We start from the raw sequence: 15277 nt of genomic DNA, 5'->3' as shown, positions 1-15277 counted from the left end.
ACTATGAAAATTGCGTTTATTGGTGGCGGCAACATGGCGTCGGCGCTGATCGGCGGCTTGATCAAGCGCGGCGTGGCGGCGGCGGATCTCTATGTGGTCGATCCGGGCGAAGAAGCGCGCACACGCGTGGAAAAGGAGTTCGGCGCGCCGACAGGAGCATCGATCGATTCCACGCTCGGCGGTTACGACGCCATCCTGCTCGCGGTCAAACCGCAGGTCTTGAAGGACGTGGCCGGTGCGTTGCAGCCGGTGTTGTCGAAGCAACTGGTGATCAGCATTGCTGCCGGCATTCGCGCCGCCGATCTCTCGCGCTGGCTCGGCGGCTACACGCAAATCGTGCGAACAATGCCGAACACGCCCGCATTGATCGGCATGGGCGTGACAGGCCTCGCCGCGCTGCCCGGCGTGGACAATACGGCGAAGGCGCTGGCGTCGAAAGTGCTGGAAGCGGTTGGCGAGACCGTGTGGTTCGAGGACGAAGCGAAGATCGACGCCGTCACCGCCATTTCGGGCAGTGGCCCGGCGTACGTGTTTTATTTCATCGAAGCCATGCAGGAAGCTGCGCGCCAGCTCGGCATGGACGAAGAGCAAGGACGCGCGCTTGCCATAGCCACGTTCACTGGCGCGGCGCAGCTGGCGGCGCAATCGGGTGAACAGCCCGGCGTGCTGCGCGAACGCGTAACGTCCAAAGGCGGCACGACAGCAGCAGCGCTGGCTTCCTTCGACGCCCAGGGCGTGAAGGATGCGATCGTTCGCGGCGCGCTGGCCGCCAATGCACGGGCTAAAGAGATGGGCGCTGAACTTGGCAACGCTTGACGTTTTTTGAACAAGGCGCTGGAGCGCCCCGCTCCTGCGCGCCTAACTCTCGTGCCGGCTCAAAAGCTTACGCAACAATCCGGCTAGTTGCTGACGTTCGACTGCGTCGAGCGGTTTAAGTAATTCTGCCTCGGCGCTCAGATGATGCTCCGTGGCGTCGTCGACCACTTCCAGGCCCTTTTCGGTCAGCCGCACAATGACACCGCGCCGATCCGCGGGATCGGGATGGCGCGTGACCAAGCCGGCTTTTTCCAGCCGGTCTATCCGGTTCGTCAATCCGCCCGATGAAATCAGCACCATGCTCTGCAACTGGTAGGGCGATAGTTCAAATGGCTCGTCTACGCGGCGCAAGGCGGCAAGCACATCGAATTCACCCACGGTGAGCCGGTAACGCGCGAGGTCGACCAGGACGCGCCGCGTGATGAAGTATTCGAGCCGCACAATGCGCCCGATGACTTCAGTGCTCGACGGGTCCAGGTCGGGGCGGACTCGCCGCCAGCGGCTGACGATCCGGTCAACGCCGTCGGTTCGATCTGGCATGAAGGAAATCTATAAAGGTGAAAAAGGCGCTATTAAAACAGATCGGCACTGAGCGCTCATAGCGTTCGATCATGATTTCTTCACTGGATCTATCTTGATATAAAGATACTTGATGAAAAGCAAAACCCGCGAAAGCGCTGCGGCGCACAATATCTGCACCAAGGGCGATTAGCGCATTTTCTTATTACCCAATGCGCGGCCTGAGGCGGCAGTCAATTTGCGTTTTGACTGCCTGGCGAAGGTGTAGAAATGGAGTTTCAAGATGCAAACAGCAATTCGCGGCGCAATGCTCACGTTCAAGGACGACCCGTTCCAGCGGGATATGCGGGATTGCATGGTCTACGAGTCGGACGCGATTATTGTCATGGAAGACGGCTTGATTAGTGCGGTGGGGCCGGCAAAAGATCTAATCGGGACGCTTTCCTCCGACACACAAATTCGTAATTATAAAAACAGTCTGATTATCCCCGGTTTTATTGACAGCCATGTACATTATCCGCAAACGCAGATTATTGGCGCCTACGGAGAGCAACTGCTGGACTGGCTGAACAATTACACGTTTATCGCGGAACAGCAGTTCTCCGAAAAAGAGCACGCCACCGCCGTAGCCGAGGTGTTCTTGCGCGAGCAGCTACGCAATGGCGTAACGAGTTCCACCGTGTACTGTACGGTTTATCCGCAGTCCGTCGATGCCTTCTTCGAAGTCGCCAGCAAATACAACATGCGCGTGCAGGCGGGCAAGATCTGTATGGATCGCAATGCCCCCGGCGCTTTGCTGGATACACCGCAACGCGCTTACGACGAATCCGCCGCACTCGCAAAAAAATGGCACGGTAACGGGCGCAATGAATATGTGATTACGCCGCGCTTTGCACCCACATCCACGCCAGAGCAATTTGAAATGCTGTCCCAGTTGGCGTCGGATTTACCGTCGGCGCTGATTCAGTCTCATGTTTCGGAGAATATCAATGAGGTAGCCTGGGTGAAGTCGCTTTATCCGGAATGCAGCAGTTATACCAGCGTTTATCATAAATACGGTTTGCTGCGGGAACGGGCTATTTATGGTCACGGTATCCACCTGAGCGATGAAGAACTCGATTTGTTCTCCGCAACGGGCGCCGCCATTGCCCATTGCCCCACGTCCAACTTCTTTCTTGGATCGGGTTGTTTCAATATGAAAAATGCAAGGACCCGTAAAAATCCGGTGCGAGTCGGAATTGCAACCGATTTAGGCGCAGGCACCAGCTTTTCCATTTTGCAAACGCTGAACGAAGCCTATAAAGCCGCGCAGTTGAATGGCAATGCACTTTCCTCGGGCCATGCGTTTTATCAGGCAAGCCGGGGCACAGCTTCAGCATTGGGACTCGCGGACAAAATCGGCACGATAGCCCCGGGATTTGAAGCTGATCTGGCCGTGATAGATCTGCATTCGACGCCGATTATCGATTACCGCATGCGTTATTGCGAAAGCCTCGAAGAGTCGTTGTTCATCCAGATGACATTGGCCGACGACCGCGCCATTGCCGCTACCTACGTGGCTGGACGCCAGGTGTACGACCGGCCGTAACCGCATTTCCTTCCGCTGCACTACGCAGCGGCAGTCACCTTTCTGGAATCAAAATCATGAGTGCTCGCGACAATGACCTGAGCACCGTAACACCCACGCCGGTAGCGGCGCAGGGCGGCGGTTATGCATGGCTGGTATGGATACTGGCTACCGTCTTCGTGGTCTGGTTGTTCAACGTTCAAACCGGCTACGCAATTCTTAATACACACGTCCAGGCCGATATTGGCCTGCGACTCGATCAAGTCGGTTTGATCGCCGCGGTTTATACGTGGGTTTTTGCAATTGCCCAGTTATTCTCCGGCGCACTTCTCGACCGCCTGGGATCCCGGAAAATATTGTTGCCCGCCATTCTCCTGGTTGGACTAGGCGTGTTTCTTTTCGCCACGGCTCACAGCTTTGAAGTATTGCTGCTCTCGCAGGTCGTGCTGGCGCTGGGATCGTGCGCCGGTTTCGTCGGAGCGGGGTACGTTGGCGGCGTGTGGTTTGGCATGGCCAAGTTCGGCGTGATGTTTGGCCTCGTGCAACTGGTGGCCGCATTGTCTTCTGCCTTCGGCGCTGCCGGATTCGATGCCGCCCTGTCCGTCATGACGTGGCGTCAGCTGATGCTGGGCTTCGGTGGCTTTGGCGTACTCCTGTGGCTGGCGGCGCTCGTCTTCGTGCGTAATCCCGTTACGCCGGACACTCGCGGACTGACCGCCGGCAGGTTCCTCTCCGACGTCATCGGTTCAATGACCGAAGTGCTCAAGAACCGTCAGGTGCTGCTGATCTCGCTGGCCGGCGCGATTACCTTCGGCGTGATGCTGGCGCTGGGCGTGGTCTGGATGCCCAAGCTCGTCATGGCGCATGGCGTCAGCGAATCCGATGCAAACATGGCAAACGCCTGCTTGTGGCTCGGCCTCGCGGCGGGCAGCCCGCTGATCAACAAATGGTCCGACGCCATCAAGGCACGCAAGAGCCCTGTGATCATTACCGCCATCATTCAGCTTGCCGCCCTGCTCGCACTGATCTACCTGCCGATTACGGGCATCCTGGCGATGGGCCTGTGCTTCATTGTCGGCTTCGCCAACGCGGGCCACATGCTCGCATTCACCATGGCCGGCGATAACGTGCCACCACGCCTGATTGGCACATCGGCATCAGTTGTCAATGGCGCCATGTTCATTGTGGGCGGCGTGTTGATGAACCTTCCGGGCCGCTTCCTCGAAGGCACCGCAGGCGACCTGCCGGCGTTCCAGCACGCCATGCTCAGCATGCCGGCTTTGCTCGCCGTGTCGTGTGTGCTGTCGATCATCGTCAAGGAATCTCATCCAGCGCGTCAGCGTTAAGCCGTTGCAGCCGCGTCAGCTTCGTGCTGGCGCGTTTCTGGCATGGCGACCTGATGTCCGGTGGATCGCCATGCTCTCATCCTCTCGGGAGCATGCTCATGCACACCCGTGTTTTATCTGCTTGCAAGCCCTGGTTCAACTGGGCGCTCAGTGTCTCTTTCGTGGTTCTGGTCTTTGGTTTCCAAACGGGTTATGCCATCACCAATGGCGATATGGCGTCCAGTCTCGGTCTGGACATGGCCGATATCGGCCTGGTCGGCTTTGCCTATACCTGGTGTTTTGCCGTAAGCCAGTTGGTTTCCGGCGCATTGCTCGATCGCGTGGGCGCGCGGCGCTTGCTGCCGCTCGCGTGTGGGTTGTTGGCCTTGGGCGCAATACTTGTAGCCAGCGCAAACAGCCTGCCCGCGCTGTTGCTGGCGCAATTGCCGCTGGGTCTGGGCGCGTCCTTCGCATTTATTGGCGCGGGATTCGTGGGCGGCGTGTGGTTTGCGCCGGAACGCTATGGCGTCATGTTTGCCTGGGTGCAATTCGTTGCATCGATTGCCGCGTTTTTATCGCAGATTACGTTGACGCAATCGCTTGTCGCGTGGTCGTGGCATGCCGTGATCTATTCACTGGCCGCCGTCGCCGCCTGCCTTACCGTGCTGATGTTGTTGATGCGCGATCCACCAGGCTGGAACAGCAATCACGGATGGCCCGACGCACCGTGGCTTTTCTTGCGGCAAATGGGACGCGACCTGTTCAGCGTCACGCACGTCCCGGGCATGTTGAGCAACTTGCTTATCGGCGCGGTCAGTTTTGGCAGCATGCTGGCGATGGGCGTCGTATGGGCGCCCCGGCTCGTTGAGGCTTATGGCGTTGCGCAGCATCCCGCGCGGATTGCTGCGGCGTGCTGCTGGCTCGGAATGGCGTTCGGCGCGCCGCTGTTTGCACGCGTTGCCGGCCGCAATCCTAAAACGCCGCTGCTTATCGGCGTACTGCTTCAGTTGGGCATATTGGTCGTGTTGCTGGGAGGCGGCGCTATCGGCGTGGGACTGCTTGCCCTGCTCCTGTTTGTCTTTGGGCTGGCTGCGGGCGCGTCGATGCTGTGTTTCAGCATTGCCGGCACGCTGGTTGGGCCGGACAAGGCAGGCATTGCATCGGCGCTGGTGAATGGCAGCCAGTTCGTGACGGGCGGATTGATGATGATGATGCCCGCGCGCCTGATGGACAGCAGCGGCGTGCTGACGTCGCTTACTGTTTTGCCATTGATGTTGCTGATCGCGTTGCCACTATTTATCTGGTTGGCGACCGAGCCGAAACGCTCATAGGAACAGGTAGCGCCCCATGAACAAAGCCGCCACGACCACAATGGGCGCCTCAAGGCTCCGGTGCTGGCCGCACAACACCTTCAGGAGAACATACGCGATAGTGCCAAAAGCGATGCCATCCGAGATTGAAAAGGTGAAGGCCATCACCGTGACGCAGACTACGGCGGGCGCCGATTCCGTAAGATCCTGCCAATCAAGATCAGCCAAACTCCTGAGCATCAGGATGGCCACGAACAGCAATGCGGGCGCGGTCGCGTGCGGCGGGATCATTGCCGCCAAGGGCGCGAAGAACAGGCTGCCCAGGAACAGCAAGGCAATGACCACGGCGGTCAGTCCGGTGCGTCCGCCAGCGGCAATGCCGGAGGTGCTTTCAATGTAGGACGTGGTGCTGGAAGTCCCGAGCAGCGCACCCGCGCTGATCGCCAGCGAATCGGCCAGCAGAGCACGTTTCAGACGCGGCAACTTGCCGCTGGCATCGAGAAACCCGCCGCGGCTCGCAATTGCGATCAGCGTGCCGGACGTCTCGAACAAGCTCATCAGAAAGAAAGACAGCACCACGCCGAGCACGGCGCCGTTGAGTGCGCCTTTGATATCGGCGTGCAGGAATGTGGGGGCAAGGGACGGAGGGCTCGACGCAATACCGCCATAAGGCGTGATGCCCATCGCAATCGATACGCCGGTGACCGCCAAAATGCCGATGAGAATGGCGCCCGGCACGCCCCGCTTGTCCAGCACGACCATCAACAGGAAGCCGGCCATGGCGAGCAATGCTTGCGGCGACTTGATATTGCCGATGGAAACGAGCGTATCCGTGTTAGCGGTGACAATACCGGCCTGATGCAGCGCCACCAGCGCGACAAACAAGCCGACGCCAGCGGAGATCGACAATTTAAGACCTGCAGGAATGGCGTTCACAAACCATTCGCGCACCTTGAAAAGGCTGAACAACACGAACAACACGCCCGACAGAAACACCGCGCCCAACGCCACTTCCCACGACAACCCCATGCCTTTCACAAGACCGAATGTGAAAAAGGCGTTGATGCCCATGCCCGGCGCTTGTCCAATCGGATAATTTGCGACCAGTCCCATCAGCAGGCTGCCGATCGCGGCCGCCAGACATGTGGCGACGAACGCCGCGCCATGATCCATGCCTGCGGCTTTGAGAATGTCCGGATTCACGAACAGGATCGCGGACATGGTGAGGAATGTGGTGAACCCGGCGAGACACTCGGTGCGCACGTTGGTGCGGTTGGCGGTCAGGGAGAAAAATTGGTCGAGCATGAAATTCCGATGCGACTGTCGCCCGCTATCTTGACGTTTTGCCGATGCGGGGAGGTCGAATCATAGCGGACGCCTTTGGCCGCCCTTCGCCTGCGGAGTTGATCCCACGCAAGCTTCGCAAGAAAATTTTTGCCTAAGACGCTGTCTTAATGCATGAACGCATACTGCGCCGCGATACCCGCAAACAACACGCCGCCAAGCCAGTTGTTGTGTTTGAAGGCCACGAAACATGCCATGCGTTCGCGGTCCTTGATCAACGTGTAGTGGTAGATCGCACACGCCACCGCCGCTGCCCATCCGATCCAGTAAGGCACGCCGAACCCAAGCGCCATGCCAACCCACACATAGATTCCGAGCGTCACGGCGTAACACAGCATGATCGCGAGGACATCGAAGCGGCCGAATGTCAGCGCCGACGTACGAATGCCGATCTTGATGTCGTCGTCGCGATCGACCATTGCGTATTCGGTGTCGTAGGCGACCGACCAGAACACGTTGGCGGCGAGCATGATCCACGCGAGCGGCGGCACGTGAGCCTGCACGGCGGCAAAAGCCATGGGAATGCCGAAGCCAAACGCAATGCCAAGATACGCCTGCGGAATCGCGAAAAACCGCTTCGTGAATGGATAAGTACCCGCGACAAAAAGCGCGAACACCGACAGTTCTTTGGTCAGCGCGTTAAGCGGCAAGATCAGCAGGAACGCAATCGCCGATAAAACCACCGCCAGCGCCACGGCCTCCCACGCGGCAATCTTGCCGGACGTGATCGGCCGGTTTTCGGTGCGCTTCACGTGTTTATCGAAATCGCGATCGGCGTAGTCATTGATCGCGCAGCCAGCCGAACGCATGAGCAAGGTGCCGAGCACGAAGATCAGCAGGATCATGGGCGACGGACGCCCGCCCGATGCAATCCACAACGCGTTGAGCGTCGGCCACAGCAACAGCAAACTGCCGATAGGCTTGTCCATGCGGACAAGGCGAAGATAGAGCGGAAGACGAGCGAGCATGGCGTTCGGGCTGCGGCGGATCACGGTGACGGTATTTTAAGGCAGCGCGCCGAAGCGCCCCGCTTTCCCTTCGCCGATAACAAAAAGCCCCGCGTTCCGAGAAACGCGAGGCTTTCTGCCAATCATTTCACACGTTCAGCCGGCTTCTTACTCCGCCAGCATTGCGCGCAACATCCACGCCGTTTTCTCGTGAATCTGCATGCGTTGCGTCAACAAGTCCGCCGTCGGCTCGTCGTTGGCGTTGTCGGTCAACGGGAAAATCGCGCGCGCCGTGCGCACCACCGCTTCCTGCCCTTGCACCAGTTGACGGATCATCTCTTCCGCCACCGGAATGCCATCGGCTTCCGGAATGGACGAGAGCTTCGCGAACTCGCGATAGCTGCCCGGCGCGTACACGCCCAGCGCGCGAATACGTTCAGCGATGGCGTCCACAGCCAGCGCCAGTTCCGTGTATTGGCCTTCGAACATCAAGTGGAGCGTGTTGAACATCGGCCCTGTCACGTTCCAGTGGAAATTGTGCGTCTTCAGGTACAACGTGTAGGTATCGGCCAGCAGATGCGACAAGCCATCGGCAATCTTCTTGCGGTCTTTGTCGCTGATACCGATGTTCACAGCCGGTGATGCGATTTTCTTCGCCATAGTGACTCCGTGAGAGTGATACGAACAATGCGGGCGAATGACTGATCCAGATCGTGGACCGGGTTCCGCCGGGCGTTCGTGAGTTTATCTTAGAAACGCGGCCGGACCCGCCGTGCAGCGCGGGTCCGAAGGGTTATCGGGCGCGTCAATGCGACGCGCACCGGACCTCTGGTGCGGGTTCGTCAGACCAGACCCGCGCCATGCAATCCTTCGATAACCACCACCGCGTAACTCGCCGCGACAATGCCAAAACCGATCGCGAGCCGCACGCCACGCGAGGCGTTCAGGCTTTTGGCCTCAATGCCGCTCACCGCCCGTTCGAGATTCATGATCGCTTGTGTCATCGCCGTTTCTCCTTGAGTCCTGCGTTTTCAATCGATTGGGACGCTTCTGCTCGAGCGTCCCGGCCTGCCTTACTTCGTTACTGCTTCCAGATCCGCGTCAGCAGTCTCGATCACCTGGCCCAACGCTGCCAGCGCCGCGACCACACCCGCCGCGTACGCCGGATCGGCGCGCCGGAAATGCTCGATCTGCACTTTGACGATCTCGTTCGGCACGCCGTGGATATGCCGCGCGATGTTGCCGAAGAAGCGCTGCTTTTGCGCGTCGTCGAAGAGGCGGAACAACGCACCCGGCTGGCTGTAGTAGTCCTCGTCTTCACGATGGTCGTAACGCTCCACCGCACCCGCCGCCAACGCCGGCTCGTTCACGCTTGCGTCCTGAACAAAGTCGCCAAAACGATTCGGCTCGTAGTTCACGCGGCCGCCGCTGTTGCCGTCCACGCGCATGCCGCCATCGCGATGGAAGGAATTCTGCACAGCGGCCTTCGGCGCATTCACCGGAATCTGATGGTGATTGATGCCAAGGCGATACCGGTGCGCGTCGCCATATGAAAACAAGCGGCCTTGCAACAAGCGATCCGGCGAGAAGCCGATTCCCGGCACCACGTTCGCCGGCGTGAAGGCGGCTTGCTCGACATCGGCGAAATAGTTGCCCGCGTTGCGATTCAACTCGAGCGTACCCACGTCGATCAGCGGGAAATCCTTGTGCGGCCACACCTTGGTGATATCGAACGGATTCATGCGGTAGGTCGCCGCCTGCGCTTCCGTCATCACCTGGATGCGGAAATTCCACTTCGGGAAATTGCCGCGATCGATGTTGTCCACCAGGTCGCGCTGCGCGCTTTCACGGTCGCTGCCAACTACTGCCGACGCTTCGGCGTCGGTGAAATTCTCGAGCGGCTGTTGCGACTTGAAGTGGAACTTCACGTAAAAGCGCTCGTTGTTCGCGTTGATGAACGAGTACGTGTGCGAGCCGAAGCCATGCATCTGCCGATAGCTTTTCGGAATTCCCCGATCGCTCATCAGGATGGTGACCTGATGCAACGATTCCGGATGGCGCGACCAGAAGTCCCACGCCGCCACGTTGCTGCGCATGTTTGTGTACGGATCGCGCTTTTGCGTATGGATGAAATCAGGAAACTTCAGCGGATCGCGGATGAAAAACACCGGCGTGTTGTTGCCTACCACGTCCCAGTTGCCTTCTTCCGTATAGAACTTGATCGAGAAACCGCGCACGTCGCGCTCGGCATCGGCCGCGCCGCGCTCGCCTGCGACCGTCGAGAATCGCATGAAGAGCGGCGTCTGCTTGCCGACTTCAGCAAACACCTTGGCCTTCGTGAAACGGGAGATATCGTGCGTGACCGTCAGCGTGCCGAATGCGCCCGATCCCTTGGCATGCACGCGGCGCTCGGGAATCACTTCGCGGTCGAAGTGCGCGAGCTTTTCGATCAGCCAGAAATCCTGCAACGCCACGGGACCGCGGGGACCCGCCGTCATGGAATTCTGGTTGTCGCCGACTGGCGCGCCTGCTGCGGTGGTAAGGGTGCGATTGGTCATCGAATACTCCTGGAATTTGCTCGGAAACAGTTATGCGGGGCGTGTTCAGCAAGTGCGCGCGAAGCTGGCCAGCATGTCGACCACCACGCTGCGTGCTTCGCGATAATTCGCGGTAAGTTGCATGGCCTGCCGGGCGATCAATGTCATGGCTTTCTCCTTTTTTTGTCGGACCGGACGGAGCCGAACCATGGATAGGAGCTTAACAAAAACTATCTATCTCGATAATTCAATTAATTCAATCTATCCGATAGGGCGACCGAATGCCGCGATTGGTTCAACGTTCGGAAACAGTGGGGAAAGCACAGAAGCCGCGCCAGAACGGCGCGGCGAAGCGATGCTCAGTGCTTAGTTGACGGCGGCGGGCAACTCGAGCCGCGTGACGCCGGGAATGTTGCAGGCAGCGATTGCATCGCAAATTGCTTCGATGGCGGGCATCCGCGTGAAACTCTTGCGCCACGCCAGGACCACGCGACGGTCGGGCACGGGGTCATCGAAGGGAACGTAGCTCAGCAGACCGGCATCCACGCCCGCCGCGTGAGGCTTCACTTCCATGACCGACATGCGCGGCAGCACGGTGATTCCCACTCCGCTCGCGACCATGTGCCGGATCGTTTCCAGCGACGATCCTTCGAAAGTCTTCTGGATTCCATCGGCATTCTGCGAAAAACGCATCAACTCGGGACACACGCCGAGCACGTGATCGCGGAAACAGTGGCCGCTGCCAAGAAGCAGCATGGTTTCCAGCTTCAGGTCGTCAGGATCGATCTTCTCGCGGTTTTCCCAGGGATGACCGGCGGGCATGGCGACCACAAAAGGTTCGTCGAACAGCGGCCGCACCATCAGGCCGGTTTCAGGGAACGGCAGCGCCATGATGGCGACATCGATTTCACCTTGCTTGAGCAGTTCGATCAGCTTGAGCGTGTAGTTTTCCTGCAGCATCAGCGGCATCTGCGGCACGCGCTTGATCATCTGCTTGACGAGCGTGGGCAACAGATACGGCCCGATGGTGTAGATCACGCCCAGCCGCAACGGGCCGACCAGAGGGTCCTTGCCCTGCTTGGCGATTTCCTTGATGGCAAGCGTCTGTTCCAGCACGCGCTGCGCCTGCGTCACGATCTGTTCGCCGATCGGGGTCACGCTGACTTCGCTCGTGCCGCGCTCGAAAATCTGTACGTTCAGTTCGTCTTCGAGTTTTTTTATTGCTACCGACAACGTCGGCTGACTCACGAAACACGCCTCGGCCGCACGGCCAAAATGCCGCTCGCGCGCCACCGCAACGATGTACTTCAATTCGGTCAGGGTCATTAGGGGCCAATCAGAGTCATTGAATCGATAGGATTTGACTTATACACCCGTAGAGGGGATTCGCCAACCCGCGCAGGAATAGTCGCGCTCAAAACGAGAAAGCCGTTTCACGCAGTCGCTTAAGACCCGGGAAACCACGCTGCGTTCACGCTTTCAAATATTGCTCGCGCGCGCCAAGCCATCTGGCGAGGTGATTCGTGACGGCTTCGGGAAAATGGGCAAGCATCTGGTCGGCCGCCGCGCGCGCCGGTTCGATCAGCCAGCCATCGTTTTCCAGACTGGCGAAGCGCAGCATCGCGGCGCCGGATTGCCGTGCGCCGAGAAACTCGCCGGGGCCGCGAATCTCCAGGTCGCGACGCGCGATTTCGAAGCCATCGGTGGTTTCGCGCATGGTCTGCAAGCGGGCGCGGGCGGTCTGCGACAACGGCCCAGCGTACATCAGCACGCACACCGACGCCGCGCTGCCCCGCCCCACCCGGCCTCTCAACTGATGAAGCTGCGCGAGGCCAAACCGTTCGGCGTGCTCGATCACCATCAGCGATGCATTAGGCACATCCACGCCGACTTCGATCACGGTCGTGGCAACCAGCAACTGGACTTCGGCGCGCGAGAACGCGTCCATGACGGCGCCTTTCTCCGCGGGCGGCAGGCGTCCATGAACGAGCCCGATGCGCAATTCCGGCAGCGCGGCGGCCAGCGTCTCGTAGGTCTCGACCGCCGTCTGCAATTGCAGCGTCTCGCTTTCCTCGATCAGCGGGCACACCCAATACACCTGCCGTCCGGTCAACGCCGCCTCGCGCACGCGGGCGATGACTTCGTCGCGGCGGTTGTCGGAAACGAGCTTGGTCAGGATCGGCGTGCGCCCCGGCGGCAATTCGTCAATAGTCGATACATCCAGGTCCGCGTAATACGTCATGGCGAGCGTGCGCGGGATCGGCGTAGCCGACATCATCAACTGATGCGGCTGGAAGTTCTGCGCACCGTCACCGGCGTTTCGCGCCTTGGCCCGCAAGGCGAGCCGCTGGGCGACGCCAAAGCGGTGTTGTTCGTCGATGATTGCAAACCCCAGGCGCGCGAACTCGACCGCGTCCTGAATGATCGCGTGCGTGCCGATCACCAGTTGCGCTGCTCCGGACGCCGCCGCCTCCAGCGCCGCGCGCTTTTCCTTCGCCTTCAGGCTGCCGGCAAGCCACGCAACGGTCACGCCCAGCGGTTCGAGCCACGCGCGAAGCTTGCGCGCGTGCTGCTCGGCGAGGATTTCGGTCGGCGCCATCAGCGCGGCCTGATAACCGGCGTCGATAGCCTGCGCGGCGGCCAGCGCCGCCACGATTGTCTTGCCGCTGCCCACGTCGCCCTGCAGCAGACGCTGCATTGGATGCGGCAGCATCAGTTCGCCCGAAATCTCCGCGCATACGCGTTCCTGCGCGCCTGTCAGCTTGAACGGCAACGTCGCCAGAAAGCGTGCGACGAGCGACCCGGGCGCGTCGTGCAAGCGCGGCATCACGGGCGCGACGCGCGTGCGGCGCTCCTCGTGTGCGCGTTTGAGCGACAACTGCTGCGCGAGCAACTCCTCGAACTTGATGCGCGTCCACGCCGGATGCGTGCCGTCGATCAACGCGTTTTCATCGGAATCCGCGTGGGGATGATGGAGCGTTTTCACGGCGTCAAGAAGGCCGGGCACGTTCAGCGGCTGAAGATGCGCGCGCGCAATCTTCTCCGGCAGCAATTCCGGCAGATGAACCCGCGACAACGCACTGTCGATAGCCTTGCGCAAATACGCCTGCGACACGCCCGCCGTGCTCGGATAAACCGGCGTCAGCGCTTGCGGCAGCGGCGTGTCTTCATCCACCGGACGCACCTGCGGATGCACCATCTCCATGCCGAAGAAACCGCCGCGCACGTCGCCGCGAACGCGCAAGCGCACGCCGATCGCCATCTGCTTGACCTGCGAGCCGTAGAAATTGAGGAAGCGCAGCGTGAGTTCGTCGCCGGCGTCATCGTGCATTTTCACGAGCAACTGGCGGCGTGGCCGGTACGCGATCTCGTTGTCGAATACCACGCCTTCGGTCTGCGTGTTGTCGCCGGGAATCAGATGGCCAATAGGCGTGATGCTCGTTTCGTCTTCGTAGCGCATCGGCAGATGCAGCACCAGATCGATATCCGATTTCAGGCCGAGCTTCGCGAGTTTGTCGACGGGTTTGGGCGGCGGCGCAGCGGGTTTGAGTGGCTGGACCTTGTCCGCGATTTCAAGATCGGCGAGTTTTCTTGCACGGCCGCGCTTGGGCTTCTGGATGGGCGCGTCCGGTTCGCCCGCTGCTTCAGGAGCAATTCCGGCTTCAGGATCGACGAGCAAACGGCGGTCGGGCAAGGGCATCTGATCTCTTCAAAGTACAATATCGGCTTCGTTCGGCGCGGCGAAGCGGGAGTTCCCCTTTTCGCCGTGCGTTCTTTACGACGGCGCCGCCGCGCGCCGCCCTGCCACGCGTTTTTGCAAAATACCGCGCGAATCATCGCGCACTGACTCGCTTTCCCCAATGTTCACGCTTTCCGACTTCGATTTTAATCTGCCGCCCGAGCTGATCGCGCAAACGGCGCTCGCCGAGCGCAGCGCGAGCCGTCTGCTCGACGTGGACAACAGCGCCGCTGCGCCTGCTTTCACCGACCGCCAGTTCACCGAGTTGCCCGGCCTGCTCGAACCCGGCGATCTGCTGGTGTTCAACGATACCAAAGTACTGAAGGCGCGGTTCCTCGGCCAAAAGGCCAGCGGTGGGCGAGTCGAGGTGCTCATCGAGCGTCTGACGGGCGCGACAACCGCGCTCGCGCAGATCCGGGCAAGCAAAAGCCCGCAGCCCGACACGAGGATCGTTCTCGCCGATGCTTTCGAAGTCACGGTCGGCGAGCGCGCGGAACCGTTCTACACGCTGCATTTCCCGGCTGATTGCCTCACGCTGATCGAGCAATACGGGCGCTTGCCGTTGCCGCCGTACATTGAGCACGATCCCGACGCCTACGACGAAACTCGCTACCAGACTGTTTATGCCGCGAACCCCGGCGCGGTCGCGGCGCCCACCGCGGGCCTGCATTTCGATGCCTCGCTCCTCGCCGCGCTCGACGCGCGCGGCGTGGATCGCGCGACGCTGACGCTGCACGTGGGCGCGGGCACATTCCAGCCGGTTCGCGTGGAGAATCTCGCGGAGCACAAGATGCATAGCGAGTGGTACAGGTTGCCGCAATCGCTCGCCGACAAGATCGCGGCGGCAAAAGCGCGCGGAAATCGCGTGATCGCGGTCGGAACCACGTCCATGCGCGCCCTCGAAGCCGCCGCGCGCGACGCCGATGAAGCCGGCCGCCCGCTCGCGGAAACCAGCGCCGAGACGGATATTTTCATCACGCCGGGTTACCGGTTTCGCGTAGTCGACCGGCTTGTGACGAATTTCCATTTGCCGAAATCGACGCTGATGATGCTCGTTTCCGCGTTTGCGGGCATGGACGCGATCCGCGCCGCCTACGCGCATGCAATTGAAGAGCGATACCGTTTTTTCAGCTACGGCGACGCCATGCTGCTCACGCGGCAAACGTCTTGAAC

At 60.3% G+C, this 15277-nt stretch carries 13 protein-coding genes; 5 read left to right on the top strand and 8 right to left on the bottom strand.

The annotated features are described in order from the left end of the window. Positions 1-3: 3 nt before the first annotated feature. A complete protein-coding gene (gene proC, locus ACRWA7_RS18655) occupies positions 4-816 on the top strand; it encodes a pyrroline-5-carboxylate reductase (protein ID WP_438395400.1) in 813 nt (270 codons plus the stop codon). A 42-nt stretch (positions 817-858) separates the two neighbouring features. Here proC and ACRWA7_RS18650 read toward each other — a convergent pair whose 3' ends face one another. Next, positions 859-1356, bottom strand: coding sequence for a MarR family winged helix-turn-helix transcriptional regulator (locus tag ACRWA7_RS18650; protein WP_438395398.1), 498 nt, complete (start codon positions 1354-1356; stop codon positions 859-861). A gap of 262 nt (positions 1357-1618) precedes the next feature. On the opposite strand from ACRWA7_RS18650, the gene guaD reads away from it, so the two are divergent. The 3 genes from guaD to ACRWA7_RS18635 all read left to right on the top strand — a co-directional run bounded on the left by guaD (position 1619) and on the right by ACRWA7_RS18635 (position 5558). Next, positions 1619-2923 carry a guanine deaminase gene (guaD, locus tag ACRWA7_RS18645; protein WP_438395397.1) on the top strand — a complete coding sequence of 435 codons (1305 nt, stop codon included), beginning with the start codon at positions 1619-1621 and terminating at the stop codon, positions 2921-2923. 56 nt (positions 2924-2979) lie between these two features. After that, positions 2980-4248, top strand: coding sequence for an MFS transporter (locus tag ACRWA7_RS18640; protein ID WP_438395395.1), 1269 nt, complete (start codon positions 2980-2982; stop codon positions 4246-4248). A 98-nt stretch (positions 4249-4346) separates the two neighbouring features. Continuing rightward, complete coding sequence (locus ACRWA7_RS18635; RefSeq protein ID WP_438395393.1) at positions 4347-5558, top strand: MFS transporter; 1212 nt, start codon at positions 4347-4349, stop codon at positions 5556-5558. Here the strand turns inward: ACRWA7_RS18635 and ACRWA7_RS18630 are convergent. The 7 genes from ACRWA7_RS18630 to recG form a co-directional block, all read right to left on the bottom strand. Next, the gene (locus ACRWA7_RS18630) at positions 5553-6842 is read right to left on the bottom strand and encodes an NCS2 family permease (RefSeq protein WP_438395391.1); all 1290 of its coding nucleotides are present in this window, start codon (positions 6840-6842) and stop codon (positions 5553-5555) included. The genes ACRWA7_RS18635 and ACRWA7_RS18630 overlap by 6 nt on opposite strands. Positions 6843-6988: 146 nt before the next feature. Then, entirely contained in the window at positions 6989-7849 is an 861-nt protein-coding gene (gene ubiA / locus ACRWA7_RS18625) for a 4-hydroxybenzoate octaprenyltransferase (protein WP_438395390.1), read from the bottom strand. 147 nt (positions 7850-7996) lie between these two features. Next, positions 7997-8488 (bottom strand): Dps family protein, encoded by a 492-nt coding sequence (locus ACRWA7_RS18620; protein ID WP_060858843.1) that lies wholly within the window; start codon positions 8486-8488, stop codon positions 7997-7999. A 182-nt stretch (positions 8489-8670) separates the two neighbouring features. Beyond that, complete coding sequence (locus tag ACRWA7_RS18615; protein ID WP_438395389.1) at positions 8671-8832, bottom strand: hypothetical protein; 162 nt, start codon at positions 8830-8832, stop codon at positions 8671-8673. A gap of 69 nt (positions 8833-8901) precedes the next feature. Beyond that, entirely contained in the window at positions 8902-10386 is a 1485-nt protein-coding gene (locus ACRWA7_RS18610; RefSeq protein ID WP_438395388.1) for a catalase, read from the bottom strand. Between the two features lie 345 nt (positions 10387-10731). Continuing rightward, entirely contained in the window at positions 10732-11691 is a 960-nt protein-coding gene (locus tag ACRWA7_RS18605; RefSeq protein WP_060858841.1) for a hydrogen peroxide-inducible genes activator, read from the bottom strand. Between the two features lie 145 nt (positions 11692-11836). Continuing rightward, on the bottom strand, positions 11837-14065 hold the full coding sequence (gene recG / locus ACRWA7_RS18600; RefSeq protein WP_438395386.1) for an ATP-dependent DNA helicase RecG: 2229 nt from the start codon (positions 14063-14065) through the stop codon (positions 11837-11839). A gap of 160 nt (positions 14066-14225) precedes the next feature. Here recG and queA point away from each other — a divergent pair, with 160 nt between their 5' ends. Continuing rightward, positions 14226-15275: a tRNA preQ1(34) S-adenosylmethionine ribosyltransferase-isomerase QueA gene (gene queA, locus ACRWA7_RS18595; protein ID WP_438395384.1), complete on the top strand. Its 1050-nt coding sequence runs from the start codon at positions 14226-14228 to the stop codon at positions 15273-15275. The last annotated feature ends 2 nt before the right edge of the window (positions 15276-15277 follow it).

This window comes from Caballeronia sp. DA-9, from assembly GCF_051615025.1.
Lineage (GTDB): Bacteria > Pseudomonadota > Gammaproteobacteria > Burkholderiales > Burkholderiaceae > Caballeronia > Caballeronia sordidicola.
This window is presented reverse-complemented; position numbering and strand designations above follow the sequence as displayed.

Coding starts and splice junctions, on each gene's coding strand:
- proC (WP_438395400.1), top strand. CDS start 4: ATGAAAATTGCGTTTATTGGTGGCGGCAACATGGCGTCGGCGCTGATC.
- ACRWA7_RS18650 (WP_438395398.1), bottom strand. CDS start 1,356: ATGCCAGATCGAACCGACGGCGTTGACCGGATCGTCAGCCGCTGGCGG.
- guaD (WP_438395397.1), top strand. CDS start 1,619: ATGCAAACAGCAATTCGCGGCGCAATGCTCACGTTCAAGGACGACCCG.
- ACRWA7_RS18640 (WP_438395395.1), top strand. CDS start 2,980: ATGAGTGCTCGCGACAATGACCTGAGCACCGTAACACCCACGCCGGTA.
- ACRWA7_RS18635 (WP_438395393.1), top strand. CDS start 4,347: ATGCACACCCGTGTTTTATCTGCTTGCAAGCCCTGGTTCAACTGGGCG.
- ACRWA7_RS18630 (WP_438395391.1), bottom strand. CDS start 6,842: ATGCTCGACCAATTTTTCTCCCTGACCGCCAACCGCACCAACGTGCGC.
- ubiA (WP_438395390.1), bottom strand. CDS start 7,849: ATGCTCGCTCGTCTTCCGCTCTATCTTCGCCTTGTCCGCATGGACAAG.
- ACRWA7_RS18620 (WP_060858843.1), bottom strand. CDS start 8,488: ATGGCGAAGAAAATCGCATCACCGGCTGTGAACATCGGTATCAGCGAC.
- ACRWA7_RS18615 (WP_438395389.1), bottom strand. CDS start 8,832: ATGACACAAGCGATCATGAATCTCGAACGGGCGGTGAGCGGCATTGAG.
- ACRWA7_RS18610 (WP_438395388.1), bottom strand. CDS start 10,386: ATGACCAATCGCACCCTTACCACCGCAGCAGGCGCGCCAGTCGGCGAC.
- ACRWA7_RS18605 (WP_060858841.1), bottom strand. CDS start 11,691: ATGACCCTGACCGAATTGAAGTACATCGTTGCGGTGGCGCGCGAGCGG.
- recG (WP_438395386.1), bottom strand. CDS start 14,065: ATGCCCTTGCCCGACCGCCGTTTGCTCGTCGATCCTGAAGCCGGAATT.
- queA (WP_438395384.1), top strand. CDS start 14,226: ATGTTCACGCTTTCCGACTTCGATTTTAATCTGCCGCCCGAGCTGATC.